Annotated in this window: 14 protein-coding genes; 7 read left to right on the top strand and 7 right to left on the bottom strand. The window is 54.5% G+C overall.

Features of this window, described 5'->3' with window-relative positions; genetic code table 11:
- Positions 1-64 precede the first annotated feature (64 nt).
- Positions 65-2,041 (bottom strand): glycoside hydrolase family 15 protein, encoded by a 1,977-nt coding sequence (locus TPH_RS04595; protein ID WP_028991070.1) that lies wholly within the window; start codon positions 2,039-2,041, stop codon positions 65-67.
- Positions 2,042-2,272: 231 nt separating this feature from the next.
- Here TPH_RS04595 and TPH_RS04590 point away from each other — a divergent pair, with 231 nt between their 5' ends.
- The 4 genes from TPH_RS04590 to hcp all read left to right on the top strand — a co-directional run bounded on the left by TPH_RS04590 (position 2,273) and on the right by hcp (position 6,819).
- Positions 2,273-2,971, top strand: a complete 699-nt coding sequence (locus tag TPH_RS04590) for a DUF4912 domain-containing protein (RefSeq protein ID WP_148275844.1) — start codon at positions 2,273-2,275, stop codon at positions 2,969-2,971.
- Between the two features lie 24 nt (positions 2,972-2,995).
- A complete protein-coding gene (locus TPH_RS04585) occupies positions 2,996-4,636 on the top strand; it encodes a glycoside hydrolase family 57 protein (RefSeq protein ID WP_015050026.1) in 1,641 nt (546 codons plus the stop codon).
- Positions 4,637-5,004: 368 nt separating this feature from the next.
- Positions 5,005-5,451 (top strand): RrF2 family transcriptional regulator, encoded by a 447-nt coding sequence (locus TPH_RS04580; RefSeq protein WP_015050025.1) that lies wholly within the window; start codon positions 5,005-5,007, stop codon positions 5,449-5,451.
- 84 nt (positions 5,452-5,535) lie between these two features.
- A complete protein-coding gene (gene hcp / locus TPH_RS04575; protein WP_015050024.1) occupies positions 5,536-6,819 on the top strand; it encodes a hydroxylamine reductase in 1,284 nt (427 codons plus the stop codon).
- Between the two features lie 121 nt (positions 6,820-6,940).
- Here the strand turns inward: hcp and TPH_RS04570 are convergent, their stop codons facing one another.
- The 6 genes from TPH_RS04570 to TPH_RS04540 form a co-directional block, all read right to left on the bottom strand.
- Positions 6,941-7,573 carry a cobalamin B12-binding domain-containing protein gene (locus TPH_RS04570; RefSeq protein WP_015050023.1) on the bottom strand — a complete coding sequence of 211 codons (633 nt, stop codon included), beginning with the start codon at positions 7,571-7,573 and terminating at the stop codon, positions 6,941-6,943.
- Positions 7,574-7,610: 37 nt separating this feature from the next.
- A complete protein-coding gene (locus TPH_RS04565) occupies positions 7,611-7,790 on the bottom strand; it encodes a hypothetical protein (protein ID WP_015050022.1) in 180 nt (59 codons plus the stop codon).
- A gap of 21 nt (positions 7,791-7,811) precedes the next feature.
- Entirely contained in the window at positions 7,812-8,987 is a 1,176-nt protein-coding gene (locus tag TPH_RS04560; RefSeq protein WP_015050021.1) for a uroporphyrinogen decarboxylase family protein, read from the bottom strand.
- Positions 8,988-9,415: 428 nt separating this feature from the next.
- Positions 9,416-11,893, bottom strand: coding sequence for a sugar phosphate nucleotidyltransferase (locus tag TPH_RS04555; protein ID WP_236608857.1), 2,478 nt, complete (start codon positions 11,891-11,893; stop codon positions 9,416-9,418).
- Between the two features lie 5 nt (positions 11,894-11,898).
- Positions 11,899-13,236: a glycosyltransferase family 4 protein gene (locus tag TPH_RS04550; protein ID WP_015050019.1), complete on the bottom strand. Its 1,338-nt coding sequence runs from the start codon at positions 13,234-13,236 to the stop codon at positions 11,899-11,901.
- Between the two features lie 426 nt (positions 13,237-13,662).
- Positions 13,663-14,067, bottom strand: coding sequence for a carbohydrate-binding protein (locus tag TPH_RS04540; RefSeq protein WP_408033290.1), 405 nt, complete (start codon positions 14,065-14,067; stop codon positions 13,663-13,665).
- Positions 14,068-14,309: 242 nt separating this feature from the next.
- Here TPH_RS04540 and TPH_RS04535 point away from each other — a divergent pair, with 242 nt between their 5' ends.
- The 3 genes from TPH_RS04535 to TPH_RS04525 are packed head-to-tail and all read left to right on the top strand — an operon-like array spanning position 14,310 to position 18,300.
- Positions 14,310-15,941, top strand: a complete 1,632-nt coding sequence (locus TPH_RS04535) for a spore germination protein (protein ID WP_015050017.1) — start codon at positions 14,310-14,312, stop codon at positions 15,939-15,941.
- Complete coding sequence (locus tag TPH_RS04530; protein WP_015050016.1) at positions 15,941-17,044, top strand: GerAB/ArcD/ProY family transporter; 1,104 nt, start codon at positions 15,941-15,943, stop codon at positions 17,042-17,044. The genes TPH_RS04535 and TPH_RS04530 overlap by 1 nt, the downstream gene beginning before the upstream one ends.
- Positions 17,041-18,300, top strand: coding sequence for a Ger(x)C family spore germination protein (locus TPH_RS04525; RefSeq protein ID WP_015050015.1), 1,260 nt, complete (start codon positions 17,041-17,043; stop codon positions 18,298-18,300). The genes TPH_RS04530 and TPH_RS04525 overlap by 4 nt, the downstream gene beginning before the upstream one ends.
- Positions 18,301-18,353 lie beyond the last annotated feature (53 nt).

The following is an 18,353-nucleotide window of genomic DNA, read 5'->3' as shown; positions in this document are numbered from 1 at the left end:
GAACCAATATAATCTTAACACAACACCAGGGGGGTGTAAATTAACCGTGCAAAAGAAAACACCGTCATGGTGTTGACAACGCCTGCAGCTTTTCCAGGTAATTGGCCACCGTCATGACGAAGGTGCTGTGTGACCAAGTAAGGGGGGCAACAGATAAAGGCTCCCCGGTGTAGGGATGGATCTGTTCGGAGAGCACCCCGCTCTCCATGGCGTGGTCGGCCACCCACTCCAAAACCTTCCGGGCAGAAGCCAGGTCATCCCTGGTTCTGGCACGGGCAATATACCAGTCGGCAAGCCAGAGGGTCGTAATGAACCAGGGGCTCCCCGGAACGCTCTCGATATCTTCGCTCATCCTGAAGTACCAGTCTCCTGTATAGCGGGCAATCCCTCCTATCCCGGTCTTTACCCGGAGGGATTCCTCCACCGCAGTCATCGTTCTTTCTACCCGCGGGTCATCTGTTGAGAATGCCCCAAAGGCAAACAATCCGTAGAGACTGGCATCCAGCGTAAAGTCCGGAACCAACTCCATTCTGGAATTGCGCCGCCGTGGGTAAACACCTCGCAGGAAACGACCGATTTTGCCATCATAAAGAAAACGCTCCATTGCTTCACGCACCTCCCGGGCACCCTGACGGTAGGCCGCCGCGCTCTTACCGTCCCCGAAGAGTTCCCCGAAATTGGCGGCGGCGAGCAATCCGGCATAAACGGTGGCAACGGTGAAGCTGAAGATCCCCCGCCGCTCCTCCCAGAGGTCATAACTGGGGAGCGGAAGCTTGGTGGCAGGATCCCGGAATTGATTTAAAAAATCCCCGATCTTTTTGACGAGGTCCCAGTAGAAAGGCGCCAATGCCTCATAATCACGGTACTGTCGGTAGTGGTACCAGAGAGCGCAGTTAATCAGCGCAGATTCATCCTCCTGGATGGGCAGCTGCTCTTCGTCATCCCGGATCAGGGGATACCAGCTCGAACCTTGAGTGCCGTCGGCATTGTACCTCTGCAGGTTGAAGCCGCCCTCTGTAAGCATTTTCACGGCCAACCGGAAAAAACTCTGCGGCACCTCCGGAAACCCCACCCGGTCCAGCGCCATGGCCACCAGAGCGGCATCCCGCGGCCAGATATAGCTGTAGTGATCCCGGGCGGTAGCTAAAACATCGCTATCGGTCGCCGCCAGGATGGCTCCCCTGTTATCACACTGGGTTCGTATGATGAGAAGGCTCAGCTTGAAGAGCCTGCTCACCTTTTCAGGAAGATCCCCGAAATTCCAATCGTGCCTGTTGACCCAATTCTTCCAATAGTTATCCGTCTCCTGTAGCAGGTGTTCCGGCCCCCGGTCCAGCACCAAACTGTTCAGCTGGCGGACAACTTGAAGGCGATCCCCCAAAGCAATCCAGTACCAGAGATTCTCCTCCTCCTTCGCCTCCAGGCAGAGCTCAAAACTGATGGTGCTGTCGACCGATCCGTGGTCGATGGGGTTTCCTTCCAACCAGCCGTCTTCCGCATCCCGCCAGGTGCCTTCGGCACCCCCGAAGCGCTTGCGTCCGGTCGCATACTGGAAAATCCCCTTACCCTGCGCCAATCCGTTGGCCAGCAGGTAGATACTCCTCTTGTAATGGCAGACACCTCGGGAAACCGGATCAACAAGGGCGGTGTCGCCAATCTCGGTACCGCTTATAGAAAAGTCGTGCGAAAAAAAAATCCGCAGCTTACGTCGCCAGCTTTTCCGGTTCCTGATCCGCATCCGGCGGATAAACAGGTCGTAACGGGGATGCACGGCATCGCTGATCAACAGTTCCAAACCCAGCCTGTCGTTGACCACCTGCGCCATCGTCACCAGGGAATCCTCCCGGTACCTCAGTCTCCTCTGCCAGGATTCTTCTCCTAACCAGGAAAACACACCCTCATCCCAAAAACCGATCCTGCAATGCGGCCCTCCTACATGGTTGTCCAATCCGATAACGGGAAAATAGAGATCTCTAAGATTCAGCTTTTCATCAAAATTAATGAGAACGTTCCCGTTACCCAAAACCAGTATCCTCGGCATCCGCAAAATCCCCTCATATTACAAAATAACACCCATGAAAAAAACAGATCGCTTTTGGACATAATACAAGAGAGCCGTTTCCCCTTTCTTCATTGTTCCCGGGGACGAGGAATTTAATCTCCCAAACAGGTACCAGTTGGTGACACCCAGGGAAGGAGGGAGTCGCAAGTGGTCTTATTAGATCTTTTACTTTTATTTTTGGCACTCTTATTTGTAGGAGGTTTGGTCTGGATGTCCAGAAAAAAAATTGCCAAAATAAAGCGATCCGGCGTCAGGAAAGGCATCGGAGCCCGCACCAATATACTTCACAAGGTGGCAATGGAGGCAGCGGAGGAGGTGATGCCCGAATCACACTGGATCTCCCCTCCGGAAGAAAAAAGCGCGGAAAAAAAGGTCACACTCCCGGAAATTCCCTTTAGTTACGGCGATACCAGAATCGTCGCCATGGCCCGCGACCCGTACTGGCTTTTCGCTTACTGGGAAATCGGCGAAGCCTTCAAGGATGAAATAAGGAGGCGTTACGGTGCGCAGGCCTGGGATTCCGCCCGGCTTGTGCTGAAGGTTTATGACGCTACGAACCTCTATTTCTACGAATCCCGGCAGGCTATGGAAATCGCCATCGATAAGTTTGCCAACAACTGGTACATCTACACCGGACAGCCAAACCATTCTTACCTGGTAGAGCTGGGGGGCGTCCTGCCCGATGGAACCTATTTTTTAATCGCCCGTTCCGACATCGTAACCACACCGCGCGATGATGTTTCTGAGGTCGTTAACTTGGAGTGGCTCCTGCCCACCGAATACGAAAAGGTGTTGTACGGGAGGTTTGCCGGTGCCGGCCCGGGTTCCCCGGGCTTTCTCAAGGAAATGGCCCACAAAGAAGCCGCCCGTAAGCGGGAGGCATATATCAGTTCTCCGCTGAACTGGTAAATTTATTTTGGAAGGGAATGTTATATGGCGAAGGGATATCTGGCAATAATTCTCCACGCGCACCTTCCCTATGTGCGTCATCCGGAACACGAATACTTCCTGGAGGAAAAGTGGTTTTACGAAGCGGTCACCGAGACCTACATTCCCCTCCTCCGGACCTGCGAAAAACTGGCAGAAGACGGAGTGGGCTTCCGGCTGACCGTGAATCTTTCTCCGACACTCATCTCCATGTTTAACGATGACCTGCTGCGCAGTCGCTATGTGCGGCAGCTGGAAAGGATGCTGGAGCTGGCGGATCGGGAGGTGCACCGCACCAGACACCAGCCGGAATTTCACAATACCGCTTTGATGTACAGAGACCTCTTCTCCGGCGTGCACCACCTCTTTACAGAAAAATACCGCCGGAATCTGGTAGAGGCCTTTAAGAAGCTGCAGGAAGCCGGCATGCTGGAAATCATCACAACAGGCGCCACTCACGGTTATTTCCCTCTACTGGGAAGACAGCGGGAGGTCATCAACGCTCAGGTGGCTGTGGCCGTAGACCTCTATGAACGCTCTTTCGGGCGCCGCCCCGCCGGCTTCTGGCTGCCGGAGTGCGGTTACAAGCCGGGGGATGACCTGATTTTGAAGAAATACGGAATCGACTACTTCATCATGGAAACGCACGGCCTCCTTTACGCCTCTCCGCGCCCCAAATACGGGAATTACGCCCCGATCTACTGCCCCTCCGGCGTTGCCGCCTTCGGCAGGGATGTGGAGTCTTCCAAGCAGGTCTGGAGCGCCAAAGAGGGCTACCCCGGAGACTTCGACTACCGGGACTTCTATCGAGACATCGGCTACGACCTCGACCTCTCCTACATCGGGCCCTACCTGCCCGATGGAAAAATTCGCACCCATACCGGGATCAAATACTACCGGATCACGGGGAATTCCGACCATAAAGAACCCTATGTGAGAAGCTGGGCTCTGGAAAAGGCGGCCATCCACGCGGGAAATTTCATGTTCAACAGAGAGAAGCAGGTAGAGTGGCTGTCTCAGATCCTCGACCGCAAACCCCTGGTGGTGGCGCCCTATGACGCGGAACTCTTCGGACACTGGTGGTTCGAGGGGCCGCAGTGGCTGGACTTCTTAATAAGAAAAATTCACTTCGACCAGCAGACGATAAAAATGATCACTCCGGGGGATTACCTGAAGATCTATCCCTGCAATCAGGTCTCCACCCCCTGCGAATCCAGCTGGGGCTGGAAAGGCTACCATGAGGTGTGGCTGAACGGAGCAAATGACTGGATCTGGCGGCACCTGCATAAGGCAGGGGAACGAATGGTAGAACTGGCCAACGCCCACCAGGAGGCTCATGGAGTGGTAAGGCGCGCCCTCAATCAGGCGGCACGGGAGCTCCTGCTGGCGCAGAGCAGCGACTGGCCGTTCATTATGAAGACCGGAACAATGGTGGAATACGCCAAAATGCGCTTCCAATCCCACATCGCCAACTTCACCAGGCTCTATGAAGAGATCAAAAGAAACCAGATAGATGAAGGCTGGCTGGGATGGCTGGAAAGCAAAAACAACATCTTCCCGGCAATCGATTACCGCGTCTACCAGAGCCGGCATATAACGGAGCTGCCCGGCCAAATTACCGAGCAAGAAGCGCTGTTAAGTGGATAGTTGAACGGGGCTACCGGGACCATCACAATCCCGGTAGCCCCGGTGCCAACAGCGAAACCATCAATGCATCTCTGTTTTCAAAGGGCTGTCTCTGGCCTACCTCCATTCCGAGAGAATCACCAAGTTTTTCTCCTGGCGCACCTCGCCCGGCATGGCCCTTCTCCTGTTCCCCAGCCGTTCAAATGCCTGATTCCCCCCCGGCAGCACCATATTCCGTTTCCAGAGGGTACCTGAACACAACAACCGTTATCACAATCATCAACAAAGTAGCAGATCCTCTATAAAAAATTGTGAGTAATTTTCAACGTTGGCTATTGACAAACGGTCAAATATGGACTATTATAGTCCACAAAAGGAGCGTTGATTTTATGGAAATTATCAGGCGCAATACTGAATACGGTATTAGAGCCTTATTGCACCTGGCCCTCCATCGTCAGTCCATGGTGACTGCCGGTGAAATCGCCGAACAACAGGACGTGCCGATTGATTTTTTGCAGAAAATCCTTCAAAAGTTCGTGAAAGCCGGCATGGTAGATTCCTATCGTGGTGCCCAAGGCGGGTTTTCTCTGGCAAAAGAACCCCAAGAGATCAGCGTGCTGGAAGTGCTGGAAATATTACAGGGAAAACTGGCCGTTAACAAGTGTTTTCTGGGTGAAAACAACGGCTGCCCCCGGTCGTCCGAATGCCCTTTAAAGTATAACTGGCTGCAGTTGCAGCAAAAGATCGAAGCCTTTCTGAAGGACATTACCCTGCAAGACCTGGTCGACCAGTGGCTAGGCAGCGATGACCCGAAGGGGGTGGAAGAAAAGCATTGAACTTTTAAGCTTTTTTCGCCCGTAAGTGGACTATTATAGTCTTAATTTTCAATCATTAATAAAAGGATCGGGAGGGAGAAACGCATGTTTTGTTATCAGTGTGAACAGACTGCAGGTGGAACCGGGTGCACCAGGTCGGGAGTGTGCGGGAAAAATGAGGATCTCGCCGGTCTCCAGGATACCCTGTTGATTGCTCTCAAAGGAATAGCTGCTTATGCATACCACGCGAGGGAGTTGGGATTTTCTGACGAGCAAGTTGACGCCTTCATTGCCGAAGCCCTGTTTTCAACCCTGACCAATGTCAACTTTAACCTCGAAAGCCATCTGGCACTTCTATTGAAGGCCGGGGAGATAAACCTCCGGGTCATGAAGCTGCTGGATCAGGCCCACACAGAACGCTTCGGAACACCGGAACCCACCGAGGTAATGGTGGGAACGAAGGCCGGGCCGGGCATTCTGGTGACAGGGCACGACATCCTGGACCTCTATGAACTCCTTAGACAGACTGAAGGGAAGGGCATCAATGTTTATACGCACGGGGAGATGCTACCGGCCCTGGCCTATCCAGAGCTGAAGAAGTTCCCTCACCTGGTGGGGAATTACGGAACGGCCTGGCAGAACCAGCGCAAAGAATTCGAAGAATTTTCCGGTGCCATTCTGGGAACTACCAACTGCGTGCTTCTTCCCAGAGAATCATACAAAGATCGCCTGTTTACTTGCGGTGTCGCCGATCTTCCCGGCGTGATCCACATCCAGGGCCGCAATTTCGCTCCGGTAATCGAGAAGGCGCTGACACTCCCACCCTTGCCGGATAACCAGGTTGCCCAAACGGTCACCGGTTTTCATCACCAGGTTGTACTCGGTCTGGCCGACAAGGTGATCGCAGCAGTCAAAGCGGGTAAGATCCGCCACTTCTTCCTGGTTGGCGGGTGCGACGGCATCAAGCAGGCAAGGAGCTATTACACCGAATTCGTCCGGAAGCTGCCTAAGGACTGCGTGATCATCACCCTCGGTTGCTGCAAATTCCGCTTCAACTATCTCGAACTGGGCGAAATCGAGGGAATCCCCCGGCTCCTGGATATGGGACAGTGCAACAACGCCTACTCGGCCATCCAGGTGGCTCTGGCCCTGGCTGAGGCCTTCAACTGTGGAGTAAACGAGCTGCCTCTGAGCCTGGTGCTTTCCTGGTTCGAACAGAAGGCGGTGGCCATCCTGCTGACCCTGCTGCACCTTGGCATCAAAAACATCCGGATCGGCCCGAGCCTTCCCGCTTTCATCACACCCAATGTATTGAAGATGCTTCAGGATCAATTCAGTATCCAGCCGATCAGCACACCGGAAGAAGATATTAAGGCCATCCTCGGATAAACGAATGGAACAGGTGAGAGGCGGCCGGTTCGACCGACCGCCTCAAATCTTCGAGTTCATGCGGAGCAATAAGAGCCGGTTATTTTGGGGGAACCCGAAGAGCAGGTTACCCCCCGCCTCTTTATCCGGCACACACTTCGTCGGCAACCTTAACGGCCACATCGGCACTCGTACCGAAGTAGTCCGCTCCGCAGTACTCCTTCACCTTTTCATCCACGTAATTGCCGCCGATGAGAACCTTAACGTCATGCAGTCCGGCATCCTTGATCGCCTTGATGGTCTCTTTCATCGCGTCCTGACATGCCGTCAGCATCACGCTCATACCCACAAGAGGCGCCTTGGACTCCTTCAAAGCCTCGATGAACTTCTGCTCCGGGACATCAACCCCAAGGTCGATCACATTGTAGCCTGCTCCTTTGAGCAGCATGATGACGATATTCTTGCCCAGGTCATGAATGTCACCCTTGACGGTGCCGATCACCACAGTTCCCTTATATTCTGGATTCTCCCCGACCAGGAGTGGCTCCAGCTTCTCCATGACCTGCTTCATAATCTCCCCGCACATTATCAACTCACTTAAAAATACCTCGCCCTTGGCAAAAGCTTCTCCTACCTCGGCCATCCCTTTTTGTAAAGCTCCGACAACCGCCATCGGGCTGACACCGTCTCCCAAATGCTTGTCAACAGCTTTCAAAACCTGATCTTGATCGAGTTCACGGATGTACTTGGCAAGATCTGTTAAGTCGCCGGGCATCTATAAATCCCCCCTTGTTTTTGTGAAGATCTAACACTTAACGCTGCACCCACCACCACAGGTATATATAAGCAAACGCGTCCAAATTCTCCCATTCGCTTTTGATGATCTCCTCCTTGCCGAGGATCTCACCAAAATCCGGGCGCTTTTCTTCCCAGGGAAGGCAAACGCCTGGCGGAACAACAGTGTTTTGCTTCTTATCCTTACCGAGAGACACCTCATGCCACCTCCTCATGTGTTATTTATAAACCCCGTACTCTCTCGCCGCTTCGATCAAAGCTCTGATATTCTCCTCTTTGGCATCCGCCTGAATGACGCCGCCCGCATCAATGATAAACCCACCGTCGGCAGCGTACTCATCGATCAGCTTCTTGCAGTAATCGCGCACCTCTTCGGGCTTTCCATAGGCCAGCAGGGTATTGGGCACATTTCCGCTCAGGCAGAATCTTCCTCCCAACACCTTCTTGGCCTTTGCCATATCGGTCATATCCACATGGAAAACAATACTCTTATCCGGGAGCTCGGCGATCCTCTCCAGATAGGGCGTCCAGTTCCCCTCAGCATAGAAAAGCGTCCGCTTCCCGCGAGCCCAGAGTCCCTCGATCACCTTTTTCAGGGTCGGCCAATAGAACTTGTCCCACTGCTCAGGATTCAAGAAGGGATAGCTCCCGCGGTGCAGAGGCATGAAAGCGGGGAATTGAGTATCACCCTGTGAGGTGGCCATGGCATAGTAGATGTTGTGCTCTACCAACATCTCTGTAGCTGCGAGGACTTTGTCGGGGCGCAGATGGATGTCCATCATAATACCGTTCAAACCGCGCAGCACATCTCCGAGGGTGTCGAAGGGAGCCTTGGTCATGCCCGTCATGCCGGGCGGCCTGCCGTACTTCTTAGCCCATACCTCAGCCGCCTGACCTGTCTGGCCGTTGTACATGGCCATAGCGGCCGCCCCTTTGATGAGGGCCAAATTAGCACGGTAAGATCCGGGTTCGCTAAATTCTTTATGGATGCGAGGGAGAAAGGAGGTCAAAATCCACTTGGTGGGGTTGGCAATAAAGGAATCATAATCATCAGGCTGCATATAGGCGTCCTCTATAAACTGGAACTGCTTATTTTCATCCAGATCCCGTCCGGCAAACTTGAGGTATCTGGCACCGACAGCATCGTGGAGGGAAGCCCACCAGAGGCTGGGAGTCGTCGGGGCAACATCTACGTCATATTCCTCCAAAAATCTGTTAACGGCTTCAATGTTCTTATCGACCTGATAGTAGATCTCTTGAAGAGTAAATCCTGCAGATTTGGCCGCAAACTCCGAGACAAACAGCCTGATCGGAACTCTATCAGGCTTGCCGCAATCCATCGCTGTCAGATAACGCTTAAGCCTCTCCTGATAAAGCCTCTCAGTATCAGTCATTCTTTCAACCCCTTTCTAGTTTTTAAATCCCCAACGGACGGCAACACTCTCAGTTGAATGCCGGATGCTTCCTCTAACCTCACCCCCCTAAAAACAACTTTTTATCAAGAAAGGCAAAATGGTGGCAGTTCGGGGGAATCACTGGGGATACAATTGCAGGAAATACAGGTGCTGGAGCATGAGCAAATTGCAGGTGCTTACAACTACATATGTCTATACATATTATTATAAACCTATACCTACACATTTTATTATAAAACGTTGCTACCAATAAGCAATAATTAATAATAAACACAACAAACGAGATAACCTTTCTATTGCAGATTATCTCGTTTATGCTCATCGCGACGCTTCTTTTCCAATCTTTCGCCGGCAACTATTCTCTGTCGTTAACGGCAGTTTTCGGAGATAAATTGCCGTTATTTTACCTAGTCTGACGCTCTTCCGTCCCCACACAGGTCGCGGATTTTCTGCACATACATCTCCGACAGCGATTCGGCCACTTCCTGGTTAAAGGCCTCGCAGTAAACCCGGCATAAGGGCTCATCGGCATCGGGCAGCACCAGCGCCCAACCTTCCGGATGCTGCACCTTGATCCCTTCATCGGTATCCAGCCTTCGCTCCCCTACGTCCTCCACCAGGCGGCGCAGTACCTTTCCCTTGGCATCCCAGCCGACCTCTACATTCTTCCTGACAGTGGTGAAGCCGGGCATCTCCATCAACACTTGAGAGAGCGGTTTCCCCTCCTGCGCCAGGAATTCCACCAGCGATGCCAGGACCGCCAGGGCATCCCCGTAGAGCAGAAACTGAGGGCAGCGCCGCTGGGAAACAAGAACATCCTCATCCAGGAACGCCTGCATTAAGGCCCAAGGAGCGGTTTTGGTGCGCTTCACCTCTGCACCCCGGTCTCTGGCCATTTCCACCACAGACTCCGGAACGGTAACCGGCAGGGCCAGGACGGTGCGCCGGTTGTTGGCATTCAAAACGATTAAGGAGAGGAGGGCATCCAGAGCCTCCTCACCGATAATCCTACCTTTTTCGTCGACGATGATCACCTCTTCCCCCCCTGCATCCAAAACCGCCCCGAAATCCGCCCCCTCAACCCGTACGACATCCCCAAAGAGTTCCGCCGTCTTCAGCATCTCCGCAAAGGTCCGGTCCTGATTGCGGGGTGTGGCTAAGGTGATCACCTCGCAGCCGAGGGCATCGAACAGATCGGCTACAAGGGAACCCAGCCGGTCCGGATCATAATCGATCACAATTTTGATGCGGGACCTCCCTGTTAATTCGCGGTCGAAGAATCCCAACAGGTAATTGATGTAGGATCTCGCCGCATCGGGGAGGTATTCAACAGGGAGGACGGCCTCAGGGGAGGTCAGACGGTATTCCTCGCGGCCGAGCAAACCCTCCACCTTCCGCTGTTCATCCCGGGAATATTCCGCACCGCATTGATTCAGAAAGCGAATGCTGATCTTTCCCCTTCCTCTCCGGCAAATGTGTAGCCCCCCTTTAAGATCAAAGGCGCGGACCCCGTAGCGTATGACCGGAAAAGTCACCTTCCCCAGATCAATAACCTGCAGTCCCGTACTCATCAAACCGGAGAGCACGGCATTTTTTATCATCAGAGTGTCGGGCTGACCGTCACTACCAATGGCAAAGCGTCCTGACGCTTTGACACCGGAGCCAGCCGCCATCCCGATGCGACAGGCGAAATCCGGAGTGATCTCGGTAAACAACTCGCCGGTAATTCCCTTGCTGCCGAAAATGCGCGCCCTCCCGCAGTTTCCCCAGACGAGGCTGTTGGACAATCTGGCCCCCTTTTCCACCCATTTACCGGGCCAGACCTTGACGCCGGCCTTGAGTTCGCTATCTTCGCCTATCACAGTGCGATCCCCGACCACCGCACCCTCGAAAAGCCTAGCTCCGGAGAGGACGCGCCCTCCTTTCCCGACAATGGCGCCGCGCAGTTCCGCCCTCTCCCCGATCCAGGCATGGTCCCAAATGACGCTCCGCTTTAAAGAAGCCATCCTGCCGACTCTAACACCTTTTCCCAAGACTACCGCAGGCCCCACTCTGGCGCCCGGACCAACCGAACAGTCGTCCCCGATGACTACGGGAGGAATCGTCTTCGCCGCCGGATCGATACGGGTGTTGCGGCCTACCCAGACACCCGGCCGGATCTCCGTGCCGGGGAGCGGAAGCAATATCCCCTTCTTCTCGAGAATGTCAAACTGCGCCTGCAAATACTGCTCCACATTTCCGATGTCGCACCAATAGTCCTCCATCACAAAGGCGTAGAGTCCCATCTCCTCCGCCAGCAGGCGAGGGTAAAGATCCTTGGAAAAGTCCACCATCCTGTTCTCCTCGATATAGTCCAGGATTTCCGGCTCCAGGATATAAATGCCGGTGTTAACGGTGTCGCTGAAGACTTCTCCCCACCCCGGTTTTTCTAAAAATCGCGTTATTCGCCCCTCCCGGTCGGCGATGACGACCCCGTACTCCAGTGGGCAGGGCACTGAGGTCAAAACCAGGGTGGCCAGAGCCTTCCTCTCTCTGTGAAAGGCCGCCGCCTTCTCCAGCTGACAGTCGGTCAGGGCATCCCCGCTGATGACGATAAACGTCTCATCAAGAAAGGAGGCTGCATTCTTGACGCTCCCCGCCGTCCCCAAGGGGGTGTCTTCCGTAAAATAGACCAGATTTACGCCGAAGTCCCCACCGTCCCCAAAGTAGGAGCGGATCTCCTCCGGGAGGTATTGAAGGGTGACGGCGATATCGCGGATGCCGTGCCGGCGCAAGAGATTAACGATATACTCCATACAGGGACGGTTCACAATCGGCACCATCGGTTTGGGAAGCGCACAGGTGAGCGGGCGCAGTCGCGAGCCTTCGCCTCCGGCCATAATCACAGCTTTCAATGGTATCCCCCTCCTGCCTCATCTTTTTTGAAATCTCCTCTCGTTCTCTCCGGGAGCAGGTAGCCGGGGAAGGCGTACCTGCCCGTTTCTATGATCTCCTTCCGCATCCTTTTGAGCATATCCACCCCGGACTTCCGGGAATCGGTTTTCCAGGCACTCGCCTCATAGTCGTCGTAAACCTCTTCATAAACCTCCCTGGTTTTATGGGCAATCTCCTCCCAGGTGTACTGCTGGCGCAAGTCCCGATAGGCGCGCTCCGCCAGCCTTTCCGCCAGCTTCGGGTCATAGAGGAGGCGCAGGATATTGTCGGCAAGAGAGTTGGGATTTCCCGGGTAGCACTTGAGCCCGTTGACCTCATGCTCGACTATCTCCGCCAGCCCGCCTACATCCGCCACCACAACCGGAGTCCGGGCGGCCATGGCCTCCAGGGCAACCATCCCGAAGGGCTCGTAGAGGCTGGGGAAGACGGCCACATCCGCCTCCCTGTAAAGAAAGTCCCGCGTGGCGTCATCGATGTAACCGGTGAAATAGATCCGGTCGTAGACATCCATGTCCCGCGCCCTGTCCTTCAGATAATCCAGGGCGGGCCCCTTCCCGGAGATGACGAACTTGGTCTTGGAATAGTGTTGAAGCACCTTGGGAACGGCTTCCAGGAGGATGTGCGCCCCCTTCTCTTGAACCAGCCTGCCCACGTAAAAGACGATCTTTTCATCGGGAGCCGCAAAAGAATTCCTGGATAAATGCTCCCCATCCCTTTTCCGGTAACGGCTGAGATCGACCCCGTTGGGGATGACCCGGATCTTGTCCGCAGGCAGCTGGAAGATCCGCAGAAGTTCCCTTTCCATATAGCGGCTGCAGACGATCACCCGCCAGGCCTCATAGGTCAGCCACCACTCCACATCGCTGATATAGCGCTGAAGGTCGTTGTGCAATCCCTGATTGCGCCCGTACTCGGTGGCATGGATGGTGGCAATCAGCGGTATCTTGTAAGCGTGTTTGAGAAGCCTCCCGGCATAGGCCACCAGCCAGTCATGGGCATGCACCAGGTCGAGAGCGGCCAGGGAGTTCACCAGGGGTACGGCGTACTCCACCATACTCATGTTCAGCTGCAGGATCCAGGTAAGGAAATCGGGTGCAGAGAGGTTGTAGGGCTGCACCCGGTAGACATGGACACCGTTGACATCTTCCCTCTCCCCGGCTCCACCCCCTCCCAGGGTAATCAGGTGGATCTCCTCTCCCGCCGCTGCCAGGGCGTTCGTCAGATCATAAACATGCTGAGCGAGCCCCCCTACGCTGCGCGGGGGGTACTCCCAGGAAAGCATTAAAACCCGCATTGCTGCATCTCCCGTCAACTATCTTGTTAATTTCAAAAATAAATGAGATGGGTCCCCGGAATAATCGTGAGATGAGCCTCCGGAAGTAATTGAGCTTGCCGCGACCACGGGTGTGCCTCCGCACCCCGAAAACCAGGGACTGAAGGGCACCTGGCGCCGCCGGAAGCATATTTTTTAGAAGGAGCAGCGTGGGGGTCCAACCCCGAAAAACTGGGCTGAGCCGTCTCAATTTCGTAAAACCCCGCCGCTTCGGCAATATTCAATAGTCGGCGCCTGATGGTTTGACCGGCAGGCAGGTGCCCGGCGATAATCCCGCCAAGGCCAACACAGCCGGCGTAAGTCCGATCACCGCTTCCGCAATAAACCGCCATTGTTGTTCTCACCCGTGCAGGAAGCTTCCACCGGGAAGGGCCGGAAAAAGAGGCCTTAAGGCCGCTCTCCCGTATGAACCTCCAGGCTCCAGTCCCGGCCGTTGTTGTTGTCCCAGTTCCCGGCATGATCCCTGAAACAAAAGTTAAGCCTGCTCCCGTCATGCACCTCGAAGCGGGCCTCCCATGAGCCATTGCTCTTTTCCATGGGGATGTCGGCAACAGAAGTCCAGCTGTGTGCCGGACCATACCCCCTGTGCAGATAGATCTGGCTCGCCCCCGATTGCGCCAGCCGCCCCTTGTACCTTATCGTCACCCGCTCTCCCAGGGTGAGGGGAACAGGCGAGACGGTGACACCCCCTTCGATTTCTACCTCCCTTTCCTTGCGCCGGGCGGCACCCTGACGGGCAAGTGGTTGAGATCGGGCTTCTCGTCCAGATTTCTGCCTGGGCAAGCAACTCACTCCCTTCTTAAAAGTCATGATGTCAACCTACCTCGTAACTTGCCCAAAACCACATGGCGGCTGTACGAACTGGCCGCCGGTTTAAGGGCAGAAGCAAAAAAGATGGAGAGCCGGCTTATTCCGGCCTTTTTTCTTCTGTTTAGTATGCAACTCCAGATGGGAAATATACAGGAAACACATGAAAAGGATCGATTTAGAGATAATATTCAATAAAAGCATTACCTGGCAAAGTGGGGAAAAACATGATTGCCTTTCTGAAATGGCTTGGTAAAATTATCAGGCGTCTGACAGGCGCGGCTGCCGGGTACTCTCTCCAACCGGGCGATCCCGGTTACCAGGAGAGGCGCACCATCACTTCCAATCTGGATCAAAACCTGAAAGTGATCACCGAAATCTTCGCTCTCAGCGACGACCTGATGGTCCGCCGGGTTATCATCGGAAGAGGAAGACAACGCGTCCAGGCGGCAATCGTTTACCTGGATCCGTTGATCGATCAGGCTAACCTTCAGCAGGGTCTGATGCATTCACTGCTGACCGTAGAACGGCTCCCCAGCGCCGGAATCAGTTCCGACTGGATGATTAAAAATGTCCTTTCCCACGGCAGGGTCATTGAAAAAAGCAGATGGGTGGAAATAACCGACGAGATCAACCGCGGCGCGGTGTGCCTTTTGGTGAACGGATTGGACAAAGCACTGCTTATCAGAATTGCCGAAAAAATAAGCCGCCAGGTAGACCAGCCCGTCGCAGAAACGGTGGTCAAAGGGCCTCAGGACGGCTTCAATGAAAATGTGCGCACCAACATCGCCCTATTGCGCAAACGCCTGCGCACCTCCCGCCTTGCCGTGGAAAACCTGGAAGTGGGCGCACTGACCAAAACCGAGGTCAAGCTCGTTTACCTGAAAGGCTATGCCTCCGAAGGGTTGATTGCCGAAATCAAGGAACGCCTCCGGCGCATCAGGGTTGACGGGATCGTCGACAGCGGCCAGGTGGAGGAGTTGATTCAGGACGAGGCCTACAGTCTGTTCAGCACTTTGGTAATTACTGAGAGGCCGGACAGGGTCGCAGCCCAACTTTTGGAGGGAAAGGCGGCTTTAATATTCGACAACACACCTTTTGCCCTGATCATCCCCGGTACCCTGGTCGCTCATATACAAAGCCCACAGGACTACTATGACCGCTACTGGTACAGTTCCTTTATCAGGATTCTCCGCTGGGGAGCAGTCCTGGTGGCGCTGCTCGGCCCCTCGATCTACATCGCCATTGTCACCTTTCACCAAGAGCTGCTGCCTACACTCCTGTTAACCACCATCATAATTTCCCGGGAAGGAGTGCCTTTCCCCGCTCTGGTGGAGGCCCTGCTGATGGAAATCACCCTGGAAGTACTGAGAGAAGCGGGGCTCCGCCTCCCCCGCTCATTTGGTCAGACCATCAGCATCGTCGGCGCCATCGTCATCGGCCAGACGGCCGTCAATGCAGGGCTGGTATCACCTGCAATGGTGATTGCGGTTGCTGTAACGGCAATCGCCAATTTCGCCATCCCCTCGCCGAGCCTGGCCAACACCATCCGCGTCCTGCGCTTCTCTTTTATGCTCCTGGCGGCCTCCTTCGGCTTGATCGGCATACTCGTGGGCTTTTCCGCCCTGACCTTTCACCTCTGTTCCCTGCGCTCCTTCGGTGTTCCTTATCTGTCCTCTCTGGCGCCGGCGTCTTTCAGTGATTTGAAAGACACCTTCCTCCGTCTTCCCTCTTGGAGTATGCGCGTCCGGCCGCGCCACACCGGTTTTAACGAGCCCCGGCGGCAGAACTCCGGCCAAAAACCAAGCCCACCTGCCGTAAGAGGTGAAACCTCTGCCGGGAAAAGGAGAAATAATTGATGCTGGATAAGGGACGCATCACCAGCGTGCAGCTTCTCTTCCTCTTAATTATTACCGACGCTGCCACCGCTTTTCTCTTCATCCCGGCAGGAATCATCCAATTCGCCGGCCGAGACAGCTGGCTCGGCGCAGCAGTATTTGCCTCGCTATTCGGACTGGCAGTAGCCCTGGTATCTATCGGACTGGCCCGCAGGTTCCCGCAGCAGGTCTTAGCCGAGTACCTGCCGGAGATCCTGGGCGGCATCCCGGGGAAAATCCTGGCCGCCGCCTACACCGCCGTTTTCATCCACTACACCGCCGTTATCGTCAACGAGTGTTCCACTTTCATCCATGTGGCATTTTTAAGGGAAACCCCGCTGACTATCCTGGAAATCCTGATTGCCCTGGCGGCCGTCTACGGTGCCTATCTGGGCATCGAGGTCATCGCCCGGCAAAACGAACTGGTCTGGCCGGTGTGGCTTCTTTCCCTTTTCCTGGTGCTTCTTCTCGTGGCCAAGGAAATCAATCCCGATAACCTGAGGCCGTTCCTGGAAAACGGGGTCCTTCCGGTCCTCAAAGGAAGTGCGGTGATCGGCCCCTTCCGGGGAGAGATCTTCCTTTTACTCATGCTTTTCCCCTACCTCCACCGGAAACGGGAAGCACTGAAAACCGCCGGTTACTTTCTGGTTGCAGAGGCAGTCATCTCGGGAACAATAACAGCGGTAATAATAGGCGTCTTCGGCGATATCGTACCCACTTACATGCTCTTCCCCATTTATGAACTCGCCTGGTACATTTCGACGGCTCAGTTCCTGGAACGCATTCAGATTCTGATCGTGGTCATGTGGATAGCAGGAGTGATCGTCAAAATGGCCGTATTCTATCACTCCGCGGCAGTTGCCGCTGCCGCAACCCTGGGACTCAAGAACTACCGGATTACCATCCTTCCTATAATGGCAGCCACAGTGGTGATCAGCAGGGTGTTTTACGGAACCCATCTGCAGTTGACCGATTTCCTGTTCAAGATTTTGCCCTACTACGGGCCGGCGGTGGAACTCTTGATACCCGCCCTGATTTTATTAATCGCCATCATCCGCAGGAAAGGTGGAGAGAAACCCAAATGATCGTGTTGAACCGCCGAACATTGAGCATCTTACTGGTCATTTTGCTCCTTTCCACCTCCGGGTGCTGGAGCAGGAGGGAAATACAGACTCTGACCATCAATTCTGCCATCGGTATTGACCGGACCACCACCAACGGACGGCCCAAAATCCTGCTCTCCGTGCTCACGCTCAGGCCGACCCGAGCCGCCGGGGTCAGGAGCGGAGGGAACACAGGCCAGTCACCGGAAACAAGTCCCGGGCAGGTCATTTCGGTCACCGGGGAGACCATCCAGGACGCGGTGCGCAACTGGAACATGCGCTCCTCCAGGCAGCTCTTCATGGCCCATACCGTGCTTATTGTGATCGGGGAGACCGTTGCCAGAGAAGGGATCGGCCGGGTGATCGATTTCGGCAACCGCAACCGGGATATTCCCAAGCGGGCGATGGTGGTGGTCTGCCAGGGGCAGGCTCGGGACTGTCTCCAGGCCATTCCCGAGTTCGAACCGCTGCTTGCCACTGAGGCCTATAATATACTTAACCTGAATAAATTATTTACTTCGAAAACAAGGGGAAGGAATCTTCTTCAGGTGATGTACGACCTCATGACCCCCGGGATAGAAACAACCCTGGCCTTCCTGAAAACCTTCATACCACCGGAAAAAGGATCGACCATCAGGCAGGGGGCTCAAGGGGCGGGGGGAAAAGAGTCCGGTGATAGGAACCAACCCCAGCAGAAGACTTTTTCTGTGACCGGAGTTATGGCCTTCCGAGGCGATCGAGCGGTGGGGCGATTAAATGAGGTAGAAACCCAGGGGCTAATGTTCATCAGAGATGAGGCACAGGGAGGAATAATTCCACTGGCCTTCAATTCCACCCAGGATAACGCATCCTATCTCTTTCGCGATGTCCGTACCAAAGTAAAACCGATAGTCAAAAGGACGGGAATCGCCTTTCAGGTTAAAATTAAGGGAACAGGAGAATTGATAGCAACAGCACCGGAAACCGTTGATATTACAAAGAGAGGAGATGTCAAAAAAATGGAGGCTCTGATCAACCGGGAGGTGGAGCGGCGCTGCCGGAATGCCGTAGCCAGAGCCAAGGGACTAAGGTCCGATGTCTTCGGGTTCGGTGATAAACTCCACCGCACCCATCCCCAGGTTTGGAGGAAGATCGAGAACCGCTGGGAAGAGACCTTCCCTTACGTTAATGTGGATATCCAGGCAGATTTCTCCTTAGAGCACTCCGGTCTGCTCACCAGGTCACTGAAGATAAGATAGCAAAATTTTTCCGGCGCAGAAAGCTTGAAGAGCAGCCTTTCCGCCGGATGACG

This window comes from Thermacetogenium phaeum DSM 12270, assembly GCF_000305935.1.
In the GTDB taxonomy this organism is placed as follows: Bacteria; Bacillota; DSM-12270; order Thermacetogeniales; family Thermacetogeniaceae; genus Thermacetogenium; species Thermacetogenium phaeum.
Note: the sequence above shows the minus strand (reverse complement) of the source record. Positions and strands in the feature narration are given on the sequence as shown.